Below are 13,791 nucleotides of genomic sequence, written 5' to 3'. Positions count from 1 at the left end.
GGAGTCAGTGGATGAAGAGGGGGAGCGCCCAGACCATGGAAATGAGGATGATGTCCTTGTAGGAATCGTCCAGGAGAAGCGACGACGCGAGGAAGAAACAGGTGGTCGCGATAGCAAGAAAAACAAAGAGGGGAAGCCTCTTTTTCATCCTTTGCGCGAAATTGTCTTTTTTCTGCTCTTCCATGTTTACGATTATAAATTAAATTTTTACAAAACGGATGTCTAAAATTATCAAAAAATTGGAATTTTGATGCTCGGCCTATATATACATGTCCCTTTTTGTAAGAAAATCTGCGATTATTGCGATTTTCATGCGTTTCCGGCACCGGAATGGTTGCAGTTGGAATATTTGAACTTGATAGAGGCCGAAATGAGCACCTTTGCCGGGAGGCGTCCGGGGCTCCTTGAACGGGTCGAGACGCTTTACATAGGCGGGGGAACGCCCTCGCTGATACCTCCCGAGCTCCTGGAGCGTTTTTTCGGGGTGATTGCGGGGGCCGGAGTCCCGATGGGGGCGCTCCGCGAGGCGACGATGGAGTTCAATCCTGAGTCCTGCGACGCTGAGCGCGTGGCGGTGGCCTTGGAATCGGGAATTACGCGGGCGAGTCTCGGGCTCCAGAGCCTGCATCAGCGCCTGCTCGACCGCGTGGGGCGGCATCACGACGTGGAAACGGGCATCCGCGCCCTCGAACGGCTCGTGGGGGAGTCGCGGCTGAGGGTCAATGCTGACCTCATGTTCGATTTGCCGGGGCAGACCGTGGAAGATGTCGTGGAAGATGCCGCCTGGCTTGCGGAAAGCGGTGTCGGGCACATAAGCCTCTACGGGCTGAAGATTGACCCTTCGCGCCGGCTCGGGTTGCGTATCGCGAAGGGGCTTGAATCGGTGGACGAGGACCTGTATGCGGACATGTACCTGCGGGGCGTGGAATGCCTTGAAACACGGGGCTTCGGACGCTACGAGACATCGAATTTTGCCCGCGAAGGCGAGGAAAGCCTGCATAATCTGAACTACTGGAAACGGGGAGAATACCTGGCCTTCGGCCCCAGCGCGCACGGCTTTTTGGACGGGGTCCGCTTTTATGCCCCGGAACGCTATGCGAAGTGGCGGGACTATGTGAAGGCGGGGTGTCCCGAGTCGGGACTTTCGCTCGATACGCTCACGCCCGAGGACGGAGCCGCGGAATTCATCCAGCTGTCGTTACGGACAAAGTTCGGCATGAGTCTGGAGGGTCTGGAAAGGCTCGGCTTTAGTGTCCCGGGAAGCGTTTTTTCGAGGTGGATTTCGGAGGGGTTTGCCGAGATGTCGGATGGCATTTTCCGCCTGGTCGGGAGGGGTTGGCTGTTTATGGATACGATAGTTCTCGACTTGTATTCAAAATGTATGCAAAATCACTGATTTTGGCCGTTTTTTATTCCAAAGTGGAATAGAAACGAGCCTCTATTTTCTAAAAAAAAAGATACATTTTATAATGTAATGGTCGTACTTGGTGTATAGGCCGTGTTTTTGAGGTTTTTATGCAGTTCCTGAATCGACATTTTCCGCTCCTTTTCCTGTGGTTGCTGTTGCTCCCTGCAGGGCTTTTGGCGCAGGAATCGATCGACTGCATCGACTACGAGGGCGACAAACCGGACCCGCGCTGCGCCTACCAGCTGTTGCAGACGAAAATCACGAAGGCTCTCGGCCTGTTTGTCGTGCCCGAAAAAGAGGATCCCGTTTCGGCAAACGCGCTCCCGAATACGGATTTCTACATCTATGCCCCGAAGGCGTCTTCCGATTCCGTAGCCGTAAAGCTCGTTTCGGAAGGGATGCCGCAGGTGACCCACATGGAAAAAGTCAATTCCGGTGCAAGCGGGATTGTACGTGTAGTGGCCGAAGCGAAATTCCCTGTCTACAACGTGGCTGTCGGAACGGCGCTCAGGCCGGATGCGGATTTCAATGTTGCCCGAGTCTACAACTTCTACGTGCCGGGCATTCAGTATTGCCTAGACGAGGAATGCGACCATCCTGTGGACAGTGAAACCAAGATTCAGCTCGAGGTGGGTGACGAGGTCAAAATTTACGTGCGCGCCTATATCCCGATAGGCCCCGATTCCGCAAAGACCGATACTGCCGTGAACGAAAAATCTTTTTACATCCAGTCGCTTGCGGCGGGTGAGAACCTGCGCTACTACAGCGTGAGCGGCATAGAACTCCAGAAGACGGTTTTCGGCTACCAGATCGACTTCTACAAGGGGCGCGCCGAGTTCATCATCCGCGCGACGAAGGCGGTGACCGATGGCCCCACGTTCACCATCGGTTCTTTCAAGTACGAGATAGCGGAAGGAGACACGGGCTTCATCGTCACCGAGACTTTCCCGGGAGACCTGCAGTTCGTGAATCCCGACATGCCCATCCTCGACAGCGCGTTCATCTACGACACGAACGGTGACGGAAAGGGCGACAGCATCGGTGCGTATTTCACCGGTCGCCTCGATTCCGTGAAGATGGAGGCGTTCTTCCATAACTGGCCCGACGGCGGCAAGTTCAAGGAGCATACGGGCGAGTCGGATTGGTCCAAGAAGAACGGCGTCCTGCAGTTGACCAACGTGAGTACGGGTATCCCGGCGGATGTGGGCGAGGGCTCGCTCAAGGTCGAGATATCTTCGGTGAATACGGGCGCGAAGGGCGATGCGCAGAAGGCGCTCGTCGATCGTATTGGCCCGGTTATTCTGACAGCGAACCTTATTCCGGGCGACAAGGATGCTTCGACCGACACGCTCGAACTCTTCTACAACAAGGCTGTCGATACGAACTGGACGAAAGGGAAGGGCTACCTCTTGAACGATGCTCCGGTCTACCTCGAGGCGATAGAGAAGGACGGCAGGAGCTGGGTGTTCGTCATCGATAAGGGCTTGGTGCGGTATGGCGATTCCATCCAGATTGCGACTATCTGCAAGAAGGACTGCCCCGACGGCCTCGTGAAGGCGGCGGACGGCAACGAGACGGGCAAGAACAATCCGGCAATCGTCGGCAAATCCGGGCGCAGGTATGCGGACAACGAGAAGAACGCCTTCTTCGACCGCGATGGCGACGGACGTATGGACAGCGCTTCGGTCGTGTTCGATGACGCGCTGACTCGCAAGGAACTCGAAGAAATGACCTTCCGCTACTACTGGCTCGATACCAACGGTAATGTCCTGGAAATTGAACCCGATCCCGACATGCTGACCCTTTCTGCCGACGGCACTGTTGTCGGCTTTGCCCTGAACCTGAAGAAGGACGAGTATCCCATCAAGGAGAAGCTCACCGCTGTCGACGACAGGAGCTACGCAGCGCAGGGCGAACGCTATGGCTACGTCACCTACACTTACACCGAGACCAAGGACGGGAAGGATTCGGAGGTGACGAAGGAAGTCGCGATGAATGACCGCATGGCGCCGGTCATATCGGGAACGTTCCTCATGCCGGAGTCCTACCAGAAGATGGCCTCCGACGTGTTCAAGATAGAGTTCTCCGAAGCAATTGACTACAAGAACGTGAGCACGCTCGAATTCGAGAACGCCTTCCAGTTCTACGTGGATGGCGAGTGGAAGTCGATTCCGTTCTCTGCGGTCGAATGGACTGCCGACGGCAAGTCTGCCGAAATCCGCATGGAAAGCGGCACACGGCTCGTGGAACGCATGAATCCGGCCGATTCCGTGAAACTCGATACGCAGTGCGCGAGCTTTGTCGACAAGGATGGAAACGGCGCTTCGGGACTTGCTCCTGCCGAAATGGTCGAGGGCGACCCGCGCGTTATCATGCAGAACTACGCCTTTGCTTCGAGGGAAGATATTGACGAGTCGGCGCAGGACGCCATTACTTTCGATGTCGCCGACAACCTTTCCTCCGAGGAGGCGAAGAAGAACCTGGGCGTGCTGATGGATGTGAGCTTCTCTACGATTATGGAAAAGGATTCCCGCGAGATGGACCTCTCGAAGGTCGGGCTCGAATGGGAACTCCGCGTCTACACGAATTTGGGGACGTATGTCGCAGGTGCATCGCAGAAGATTCGCTGCGACGACAAGGATTTGTTCGATGGCAACTGCTTCGAGAATCCCCATCAGCTGTATTTGCGCTGGAACATGCTTGCCGACAACGGTAGGCGTGTGGCGGTCGGTGCCTATGTCGCGCACTTCAAGGTTCGCGTCTACGGTGCCAAGGAAAATTTCAAGGTGGAAAGGTTCTACAACTGGGGCATCACCGGGTCTCGCAAGATTCGTTCCAGGTAGTAGAATTTTTCGGAGGTTGACGCTATGAAAACGTTGGCAAAATTGTTCTTGATGTGTGTCGCTGCTGCGGGGACTGCCCTTGCTGCGGGAGGGACCATTGCGGCGCCGGAAAACCCGGCGACCGGTATCTGGATTCAGCAGGTCGGCGATATTGTTCCTCACGCCTCCACTAAGGCGACCCTGTATTATACGAAGTATAGCCAGAGCGACCGTGTGAAGAACCTGAGCTACTATTACGATGGCGCGGGTTACCTGCAGCTTCTCAATAAGGAGACTCTCTGTACCTCGAATGCGTCTGACGGCATGGTCGGTGCTGATGGTATCGTGCATCACCCGGACGGAGACCTCCTCGTTGCGGCACAGGGCAGAAACATTCACAAGGTGAGCAAGACTGCAAAGAAGGAAGGCGGTAAGTGCGTTGTGAAGACTGCGACCCCGTTTGGCAGCACGGACGGTTTCTGGCATTTGATGATGGACCCGAACCAGGATTGGCTCTGGGCGGCAGGTATCCCCGGCTACCTCTTCAGGTTCTCGACCAAGATAGACAAGGATCACCCCGAAAAGAAAAATTTTGCGGACAAGGGCTACAAGGTGGTGCTGGAGCCCGACCCCTCGGACCGCCTGAAAAAAGATAAACTGGCGACACTTATATGGGACAAGGACGGCAATGCGTTCTTCACGTATTCCGACTACTTTGGGGGAGGCTGTGAAACTAGCGTCACGGGAACGCCTTGCTCTCCTGAATCCAAGGCGAAAAAGAGGGCTGGCGCCTATTTCGGCTACGTTACCGATACGATTTGGACCAAGGTGACCAGTTCGAACAAGGATTCTATCGGTGGCGAGGTGGACGATTCCGTCATTACGAAGCTAAAAACGAAAATCTTGATAGACTCCCTGGAAGGGGCGCACGGCGGTACGTACGACCCGTATTCCGAGACAATTTTCGTGTTCGGTGGTGCCCGCATTGTACAGATTAAGCCCGAAGTAAAGAACAACAAAATGACGGCAAAAGTTGTCGCTTTTATTGATTTGCGCGATTATTTCTTCGAAGAAGATTCTACGCACCTTACCTTGCCGAGAACCAAGGACAACGGAACGTATGTTGGCTGGCGTCTGGACCAGGGTACGGTCGATGGCATGGGTCACCTGTTTGTCGCTAGCAATACGGGTCACCTCGTGTTCGTGGACTATGCGGCGAACCCGAACAAGTACATCAACGACAACGTGCTCGTTCACTTGCAGTGGATAGACAACTTCCTCGATGACCTGGCTCCGCTTTCGGGTGCAGGTGTCGTGCGTACCGGTGCGAATACGGGCGAGGACGAGGATCTCTCGAGCAGCAGCGTCGGTTTCAGTTCTTCGCGTATTACTTACGAGGAGTCTTCCAGCAGCGCGAAATCGAGCAGCTCCGGCAAGAGCTCCAGTTCTGGCAAGTCGAGCAGCAGCGCGAAGTCCAGTTCTTCGGGCAACAATCCCGGTTCCTCTACCGGCGAGAATCCGGGTAGCAGCAGCGGCAATAACCCTGGTTCCTCTACGGGCGAAAATCCGGGCAGCAGCAGCGGCAACAACCCCGGCTCGTCTACCGGCGAGAATCCGGGCAGCAGCAGCGGCAACAACCCCGGCTCCTCTACTGGCGAGAATCCGGGCAGTTCTAGCGGCAACAACCCCGGTTCCTCTACGGGCGAAAATCCGGGCAGCAGCAGCGGCAACAACCCCGGCTCGTCTGCCGGTGAGAATCCGGGAAGTTCGGACGGTTCTTCGACGGTCAGCTCTTCGAGCAACAAGGCCGGTTCCGAGGATATCGATTTCGGCTCCAGTTCCTCTAGGGTATATGTTGGCTTCGAGGATTTCGACCTCTCCAGCAGCGGAGGTATCGACTTCTATCCGTCCGATGACAAATTCGAGAAGGGTGACTCCATCGTTTCGGAAGTGGTCGTCCTCATTCCTGTGGATTCTGCAAGCGGAACGGGCCTGATTAAGATAGGCGAAAACTACTACATGGAAGAGAATAACCCCTCGAGCATTTCTCTCGACCTCCATGTGAATTCGAATCTCGATTCCGCTCGCGTAGGCCAGGTGGTTGCCCTTACGCTCGATTCCGCAAAGATCGCGGAGTATTTTGGAACGGATCTGGATAGTCTCGTGTTCGCGACCAATTCGGGCCTGACCTTGATTGACCCCAAAAATCCGAACGCGAGCGATACCATCCACGTCAATGCCGACGGTTCCGTTACGATTTGGGTGACTGCGGACAAGGTTGTCGATGGCGGTTCCATCATCGTCTACGATCCCGTGAAGAATACGACGGTGATTATAGACAACATCAACTTCTACGACCCGATCCCTGATTCGGAACTTGGCTATATCAAGGACTCCGACGGAAACAAGGCACTTGACTATGTGGAAATTGTCCTGAAGGATTCCGTGCGCTCCGATTTGAAGGTGGCCTCGGTGATGCTCTATGTGAACGGCGATACGCTCAAGACCAAGAATTTGCCGCAGCTGAATGCAGGCCGAGACCGCATTTTGCTGGATGTGTCCGACCTGGAAGACGTCTTCCCCGAAAAGTTCCCGGATAACGCGCGTGCAATTATCACGTATGCCGATGAAAACGACGGGACGACCTACGTCCGCGATGCCAACCTTGTCGAGGTCGGTAGCCAGGTCATCAAGAATGCGTTTGCCATCAGGAACGAGAGAGGCCGCGATTCTCTGTTCGTGGAATTCAACATCGACCTCATCCCGAAGGATGTCTCGTCTCCGGAACAGTTGTTGATGCTCAAGCAGGAAGCCGAGCGCTACGGTTTCAACCTGGACCAGATTACCAACATCTACATGCCGACCAGGAACATGGTGATTCTCGTGGGCGAAAAGATGGGCCTCAAGGGCGACATGCGCGACAGCGTGTCCCTGCATCCCAATGTTCAACTCTCGAACCTGAAATATATTACTTCCGACGAGTTTGACCGCGAGGTGCCGGTATCTGTTGTGGACCGCCTGCCTTCTGTGGCCAATGCGGAATACTGGGATACGGATGGCGATGGTGTCCTCGACCAGATTGTCACGAATTTTGATGAGCCTCTGACCGCGAAGGAACTCTCCATGCTCTACATGACATTCCCGTGGTACAGCCAGCGTGGAATGATGATCCAGCTGCAGGCCCAGCCTGCCGACTTGAGCTTCGACGGAAAGGATTCTAGCCGCGTGGTCTGGAAGGTCCATTCGACGACCCAGATTGCGAAGGGCGTGACGGACATTAGTGAGTCGCTCCCGCCGGCGACGGTGTATAGCTATTACGACGTGCTGGGCCAGACTTTCGTTAGCGAAGAGGCCGCACCTATTGTCGACAAGATGTCGCCGGTAGTTTCTGCCGTGACGCTCAGCTACGGCAAGAAGGCGGACACGCTGATTGTCTACTTCTCCGAGGTTATCAAGTACAAGGATTTGAAGGGCAACGACTTCTTCAGCTACATCCACGGCAAGGATACAATCGACATCATGCCGAAGGGTATCGACTGGTCTCCGGACGGCCTGAGCGCGAAGGTCATCATCGACGGTAGCGTCTCGACGATTCTCCCGGGCGATTCGCTCATGGTCGTGAAGGGCGCAAAGAGCGTCATCCAGGACAACTTCGGCAACGTCGCGGGTGAGGATCCGAGCCCGGTCGTGATTGCAGGCCTCCTGAACCACCTCGTGGAAGCGACCAACATGGGAACCTTCGATGGCGAAGACGAAGTGTTGCAGACGCTCAGTTCCGTTACCCTGCGCTACATGCCGGGCTCCACGACCAAGGAGGACATGGAGAAGGAGGGTGCGCTGGGCCAGCTGGTGCAGCTAGGCGAGAGGTTTGTGCCGCAGTTGCTTGACCGCGCGCAGATATCTGCCGACGGTACTGTGGACCCGTCCGTCCTCGATTCTCTCGACCCGGAAAAGGTGTTCATTACCTTCGTCGTGAACTACTACGATCATCTGGGACAGTACGTGAACGACACGACTATCATAGTGCCGTGCAACAGCCCGAAGTTCGGCGGAAACTGCCTTGAGTCTGACCAGAAGATCTTCGTGAACTGGAACTTCAAGGATCACCGCGGACGCTTCGTAGGAACGGGTGTTTACACCGTTCAGTTCAAGATGGTCGTGCGCTACGAGAAGAAGAGGATCGAAGAAGAAATCAAGGACAAGTGGGGCGTGCGCCGCAAGAAAAAGAAATAGCCTAGAATGGATATGAGAAAGGCTCCGCAAAAGCGGGGCCTTTTCCTTTCATTAAAAAAAGATCCCCGCCTGCGCGGGGATGACAATCGCTAGCGGCGGCGTTCAGCCATCTCTTTTTTGAGGATGTCCATGACGGCGCCGAGGTCTGCCGGAGCCTTGAACACGGGGTTCGCGAACTTGGAGCAGATATTCTCGAGCTTCTTTTCGTGGTAGCCCACCTTGAATTCGGTGAACTTGAGTCCGTGTGCCGTGCTGATGACGACCACGTTCTCTTCCTTGTCAATCTTGCCCGCGGCCACGAGCTTTTCGAGGGCACCGAGGGCGACACCCGTATGCGGGCAGCAGTAGAGACCGATGCGGTCGCCGCGGTGGGCGGCGTTCGCGAGTTCTTCTTCGGTAACGCTCACCACCATGCCGTTCGTCTTCTGGATGGCGCGTACGGCCTTCGGGTAGCTGACCGGGTTACCGATCTGGATGGCAGATGCGAGCGTCTTCTTCGCCTGCATCGGGACGAGCTTGTCGAAGCCGCGTTCGTAGGCCTGGTAGAACGGGTTGGCGTTCTCGGCCTGGGCGACGATAATGCGAGGAATGCGGTCGATAAGGCCCATAGCCTTGCAGTCTTCGAAACCCTTCGCGAGGGCGCTCACGTTGCCGAGGTTTCCGCCCGGGATAATTACGGTGTCGGGAACCTTCCAGCCCATTTCCTGGCAGATTTCCGGAGAAATGGTCTTCTGGCCTTCCACGCGGAGGCTGTTCATGGAGTTTGCGAGGTAGATGCGGTTGTCGGCGGTGACCTGCTGCACAATCTTCATGCAACCGTCAAAGTCGGTGTCAAGGGCGAGCACGATGCTGCCGTTAGAAATCGGCTGAATCAGCTGGGCGACGCTGGTCTTCCCGGCGGGGAGGAACACGATGCTCGGAATGCCGGCCTTCGCGCAGTAGGCGCTCAAGGCTGCGGAGGTGTCGCCGGTAGAGGCGCAGGCCACGGCGTCTATTTCGTGAATCTTCTTCTTGATAATGTGGTTCACCTGGCTCACGAGGACCGTCATGCCGAGGTCCTTGAAGCTGCCCGTGTGGGAGTTGCCACAGAGCTTCACCTTCAGGCTCTTGATGCCCATTTCCTTGGCCAGCGGGGCCGCGTCAAAGAGCGGGCTCCAGCCTTCGCGCATCGTGACGATGTCTTCGAGGGGCATGTCGGGGAGCACCATTTCGCGCTTGCTCCAGATGCCGCTCATGTCGGCCGGTTCAAAGCTCATGCGGCGTTCGGCAAAGAGCTTCTTCCATTCGTCGGGGCTCTTCTCGGCAAGTGCTGCACGGTCATGTTCGACTTCGAGCAGGCTTCCGTCCACCTTGCTCCTGTAAATGACGTCGGTCAGCGGGTAAGTATCGTCCCCGTTGATGTTCCTGAAATGCGCGTTGAATTGGGCCATAATGTCCTCTTGATTTTACGAGCGCAAATATAGCAATTGTGGCAACTAGTTGCCAGTTGTTTGTTGCTAGAGAAGACTGTCTGCGGGTGCTTTTGTGCTATCGGCCGGAACATCGGGCGTTTTACAGTCCTTGATTGCCTTGCCGACTTCTTCGCGGATGGAGTCCAGTTTTGCCTGGTAGCGCGGGTTTACGGTCGTGTCGCCGTCACAAATCTGGGTCCTTGCGTATTCGCCCTCGTCATACGGGAACGAACGATTGACGCATGTGCGTACGCTGTCGGTGACGTTTTCGCCGGCTGCAGCGAGACTGTCCAGTTTTTCATTTATACAGTTGTTGGAAACTTCGTTTTTTTCTGCGAAATCCGTTTTTTGGCAAAGCGGGGACGGGGCCGCGGAACTGCTGGAAGCCTCGCTGGAGCTGCTAGTGAAACTGGAACTGCTGTTGAACAAACTGTCATATGCGGCTTCTGTATAAATTAGCCCATCCTTCGCCCTTAAATTTGTATAGGTCTTGCCGTCGGAACACTTGTATTCAAAGCGGACTCTCATTTGGTTCATGCATGCAGGAACCCCGTAAACAGGTTCCGCATAGAAGTCGGAGCAATTTTCCAGGTCGTCTTCTATTTCGGCCAATTCCTCGATAGAACGTGTCGTATTGTTCTCTAGATCAGCTTGTAGAGAAGGACAGGTTCTGGACCTATCACTTTTTGTGCTTAAGTACACACATTCACTGTAGATGATTTGCTCTGAGGTGCAGGTGACGCTCGAATCGCTGGCGAGCCTGTATTGCTCGGCGCTGCTGCTGGAGAGGTTTTCTGCCGGAGTCGAGGAAGACGATTCGGGAGATTCGCTCGATGTCGCTTCGGAACTGCTGGATGTCTCTTCAATAGAGGCCGAAGAAGGCGGTTTGAGGGACTCGCTCGATTCCGGGGCGGAATCGTCGGTGCCAATAGTGCCGTAAAGGGGCTGGGCGTTGTCGGAGCAACTTGCCCAAAAAACGGCCGTTACGGATAGTAAAAACTTGCCTAGTCGTAATCTGAACTTCATGAAAATCCTCCTACTTTATTCAAAATATATGTTTTTTTTTGAACGGCGTACACGTAGTGCTGGTTTTTCCCGTTGACTTTATGTCTATGGACGGCTTATTGCGATATGACGGTCTTTTGGATGGGAAAATTGGGCGAAAACAGGGCTCTTTTTCTATATTTATGCCCGAAAAAAGTGTTCAATTCGATACGGAGTACCGAGTGAAGAAGAAAAAAGTTGTTTTATTGTCTTTTTTGACGATTTTGGCGTTAACGCTGTCGGCGTGCCTGTTTGATTCCGACAACAACGCCCTCAGCGGCTGGCTTAAAGACCAGGGCCTGCCGGATAGCTACAGGGTCCAGACGCTTACGGTAGACGGACTTTTGCCCGTGTCTGCAAAGACGTATGAAGGGCGCAAGGTGTTTTCTGCTTCGGATCGCGCCCTCTTGGGGGCGCAGGCCGGAATTTCGCGCGACTTGGTGCTCGATATCGCTTTCCGCGATTCTGCCTTCTTTGCCGAGCTTGACAATGCTGATTCTGCAATCTCCTTCGTTGCCCTTTACGTGTTCAACCCATTCTATACCGCGGACGAGTTCCCCAGCGATTCCTTGCCTTATGAGGAAACGCTCGAGATGAACGTCAGTTGGAAGGTGGAACGCGGAAAATCCAAGGATTTCAACGACAGCATTGCGAAGATTGCCGATTCTACATGGCACGCGGAACTTGAGGAATGGGAGGCGGACAATTCTGCCGACACGACTTATGAAATTTCCGTGGGGGCAAAGGATTCTGTGGTGACGTTCGTTTTGCCCCTCGCCATCATGGAAGATATCAAGAAGGCGGGCCCTGCCTGCCGTTTGCAGATACGTCTCTCTGCACCGAACGCGAAACACATGTACCGTTTTTACGGATCGAGCAATGCTTCCTTTGCGACCATATTCCGCATGAGGACTTTCTTGGATGAAGAATATAAGGATAAGGCTGCTTCGCCCTTTAGAATGGCGAACGTGCTTACCTATAACGAAGATTGTGGCGATTGCCTGGTGCTTCATGGCGGTGCCTTCGATTCCCTGGTCGTGGAGTTCCCGTCCAAGGAGATTATGGAAGCCCTGGCAGAATTTTATGGCGACGACTTCCCGTTTGCGGAAGGCGATGGCTTCGACGTGCGCCAGGCCGTGGTCCTTGCTCAGCTCACCTTTGCCCGGGACGATTCCGGGAGCGAGAGCGAACTGGGACTGCCCGTGCAGGTTGTTGTTGGCTCGTTCATCGACAGTATGGGCACCGAATTGCGCAAAATGGAAAACTACAAGCTGAACCGCCCGCAGGTTGTCGAATCCGGACATCCGAACATGGTTTTCTTTGATGGGGATTCCCTTTCGTTGCAGGTCACCCTGGGCATGCGCAGCTTCATCAATCAGGCGCGAAACGGGGACAATTTCAAGATGATGCTCCGCCTTGGCTTCCCCGTGTTGCAGGCGAAGGATTCGACCTACATGAACTACGAGACGGCGGAAGGGGATACGAGCTTCGTGTTCCTCGGCGTTTTCGATTACAACCGTTACGACTTTACATCGATGATGAACCAGCCGGCGACCCTGAAGCTCTGGCTTGCAACCAAGCGGGGTGAAGAATGAAAAAGCTTTTTGGATTGATCCTCTTTTTTGCGGCTTTTGCCTCTGCCTCGATGATTGGCGTCGATGCTCTGGGCGAGGAGCAGATTGCTAGCGGGTCTGCGGGGGCCGCGGGTCGTGGCTTTGCGGGCGGTGCCAAGACGGGCGAGGCCGAAGGCTTTGTCGTGACGAACCCTGCACGAATCGCCTTCGATACGAAGGTCGTGTTCAACCTGAACTTCTTGATGGATCTGTATTCTGCCGAGAGCCACGGCAAGAGCTATTTCACCGAGACGCTTTCTCTTCCCTCGTTCAACCTCTCCTTCCCGATGGGGGACTTCGGTGCTTTGGGACTCTCGCTCTGGCAGAGCTATTCGACGTCGCTTCTCGAGGACGTGAAGGATTCCGTAAGCAATGCCGATGCCAAGATTGAATACCAGGGTAGCGTCTACGAGATTATCCCGAGCTATGCGGTGAGGCTCCCGTTCTTCCGTGGTGTTTCGCTGGGCTTCTCGGTCCACATCGTCCTGGGCAGCAACATGAGGAGCCTTACGCTTGGCCCCGACAACAGCGATGTTTCCGAGGATGACGCATGGGCGACCAATAACTCCTTGCTCACGGACTACGTGGAAGGTTCTTGGGAAATAGAGAACCATCCTGCCTACTACACGGGTTCCGTGATGTACAGGGGCCGCGTGGCGTCATTCTACTTCTCCTATACTACGGGGCATACGCTCCTGAACAAGCTCGACTTTGATTTCCGCTTCTCGGAACTTGACACGCTAGTGCCGAACAGGATCGACCGTACCATCGATGTCCCTGCAATGTTTGCGACGGGTATCAATTACCGCCTGGCCAGGCGGCATAACGTGATGGCGGACTTGCAGTGGCGCTCGTGGGATGCCGACATTGAAAATATCGGACACAGCTACGACATGCCCTCCTATACGGAAACGCAGAGCGATTTTGTCGTGTCCGTCGGTTACCAGCGCGACGGAAGCGGACTTTACTACGACCCCTACTGGGACAGGATTTCTTATCGTGCGGGCGCCTGGTACAAGAACTGGTACATCAAGGACGTGTTCGAGATGGGCGGTTCTATTGGCGCTGCATTCCCTCTCGGAAAGAAGGGGACGACCATCGACCTTGCTTTGCAGGGCGGCAAGCGCTTCTCTGATTCCAAGGCCAACTGGGAAGAGACGTTCATGGCGATTCGCCTCGGCTTGATGGGAATCGGGTCCTGGGGACAGACGCGCAGGTAA

The 13,791-nt window shown here is 54.9% G+C and carries 8 protein-coding genes; 5 read left to right on the top strand and 3 right to left on the bottom strand.

What is annotated here, in order from left to right; all coding sequences use genetic code 11:
* Positions 1-4 precede the first annotated feature (4 nt).
* Complete coding sequence (locus B2952_RS04010; protein WP_173364805.1) at positions 5-148, bottom strand: hypothetical protein; 144 nt, start codon at positions 146-148, stop codon at positions 5-7.
* A 102-nt stretch (positions 149-250) separates the two neighbouring features.
* Here B2952_RS04010 and hemW point away from each other — a divergent pair, with 102 nt between their 5' ends.
* The 3 genes from hemW to B2952_RS03995 all read left to right on the top strand — a co-directional run bounded on the left by hemW (position 251) and on the right by B2952_RS03995 (position 8,463).
* Positions 251-1,396 carry a radical SAM family heme chaperone HemW gene (hemW, locus tag B2952_RS04005; protein ID WP_290730336.1) on the top strand — a complete coding sequence of 382 codons (1,146 nt, stop codon included), beginning with the start codon at positions 251-253 and terminating at the stop codon, positions 1,394-1,396.
* 119 nt (positions 1,397-1,515) lie between these two features.
* Positions 1,516-4,251, top strand: coding sequence for a hypothetical protein (locus tag B2952_RS04000; protein WP_290735031.1), 2,736 nt, complete (start codon positions 1,516-1,518; stop codon positions 4,249-4,251).
* A gap of 24 nt (positions 4,252-4,275) precedes the next feature.
* The gene (locus B2952_RS03995) at positions 4,276-8,463 is read left to right on the top strand and encodes a hypothetical protein (RefSeq protein WP_290735028.1); all 4,188 of its coding nucleotides are present in this window, start codon (positions 4,276-4,278) and stop codon (positions 8,461-8,463) included.
* Between the two features lie 89 nt (positions 8,464-8,552).
* Here B2952_RS03995 and thrC read toward each other — a convergent pair whose 3' ends face one another.
* Entirely contained in the window at positions 8,553-9,893 is a 1,341-nt protein-coding gene (gene thrC / locus B2952_RS03990) for a threonine synthase (protein WP_290735025.1), read from the bottom strand.
* A 66-nt stretch (positions 9,894-9,959) separates the two neighbouring features.
* On the bottom strand, positions 9,960-10,940 hold the full coding sequence (locus tag B2952_RS03985; RefSeq protein WP_290735022.1) for a hypothetical protein: 981 nt from the start codon (positions 10,938-10,940) through the stop codon (positions 9,960-9,962).
* Positions 10,941-11,182: 242 nt separating this feature from the next.
* Here B2952_RS03985 and B2952_RS03980 point away from each other — a divergent pair, with 242 nt between their 5' ends.
* Both B2952_RS03980 and B2952_RS03975 read left to right on the top strand, forming a co-directional pair.
* A complete protein-coding gene (locus tag B2952_RS03980; RefSeq protein WP_173382045.1) occupies positions 11,183-12,553 on the top strand; it encodes a hypothetical protein in 1,371 nt (456 codons plus the stop codon).
* Positions 12,550-13,791 carry a hypothetical protein gene (locus B2952_RS03975; RefSeq protein ID WP_290735019.1) on the top strand — a complete coding sequence of 414 codons (1,242 nt, stop codon included), beginning with the start codon at positions 12,550-12,552 and terminating at the stop codon, positions 13,789-13,791. The genes B2952_RS03980 and B2952_RS03975 overlap by 4 nt, the downstream gene beginning before the upstream one ends.

Origin of the sequence: Fibrobacter sp. UBA7003, assembly GCA_002449765.1 — a bacterium.
In the GTDB taxonomy this organism is placed as follows: Bacteria; Fibrobacterota; Fibrobacteria; order Fibrobacterales; family Fibrobacteraceae; genus Fibrobacter.
The sequence above is the reverse complement of the archived record's forward strand: the minus strand, read 5'-3'. Positions and strand labels throughout refer to the sequence as shown.

What these genes read in the sequence shown, in the direction of transcription:
- B2952_RS04010 (WP_173364805.1), bottom strand. Translation starts at nt 148, where the DNA reads ATGAAAAAGAGGCTTCCCCTCTTTGTTTTTCTTGCTATCGCGACCACC.
- hemW (WP_290730336.1), top strand. Translation starts at nt 251, where the DNA reads ATGCTCGGCCTATATATACATGTCCCTTTTTGTAAGAAAATCTGCGAT.
- B2952_RS04000 (WP_290735031.1), top strand. Translation starts at nt 1,516, where the DNA reads ATGCAGTTCCTGAATCGACATTTTCCGCTCCTTTTCCTGTGGTTGCTG.
- B2952_RS03995 (WP_290735028.1), top strand. Translation starts at nt 4,276, where the DNA reads ATGAAAACGTTGGCAAAATTGTTCTTGATGTGTGTCGCTGCTGCGGGG.
- thrC (WP_290735025.1), bottom strand. Translation starts at nt 9,893, where the DNA reads ATGGCCCAATTCAACGCGCATTTCAGGAACATCAACGGGGACGATACT.
- B2952_RS03985 (WP_290735022.1), bottom strand. Translation starts at nt 10,940, where the DNA reads ATGAAGTTCAGATTACGACTAGGCAAGTTTTTACTATCCGTAACGGCC.
- B2952_RS03975 (WP_290735019.1), top strand. Translation starts at nt 12,550, where the DNA reads ATGAAAAAGCTTTTTGGATTGATCCTCTTTTTTGCGGCTTTTGCCTCT.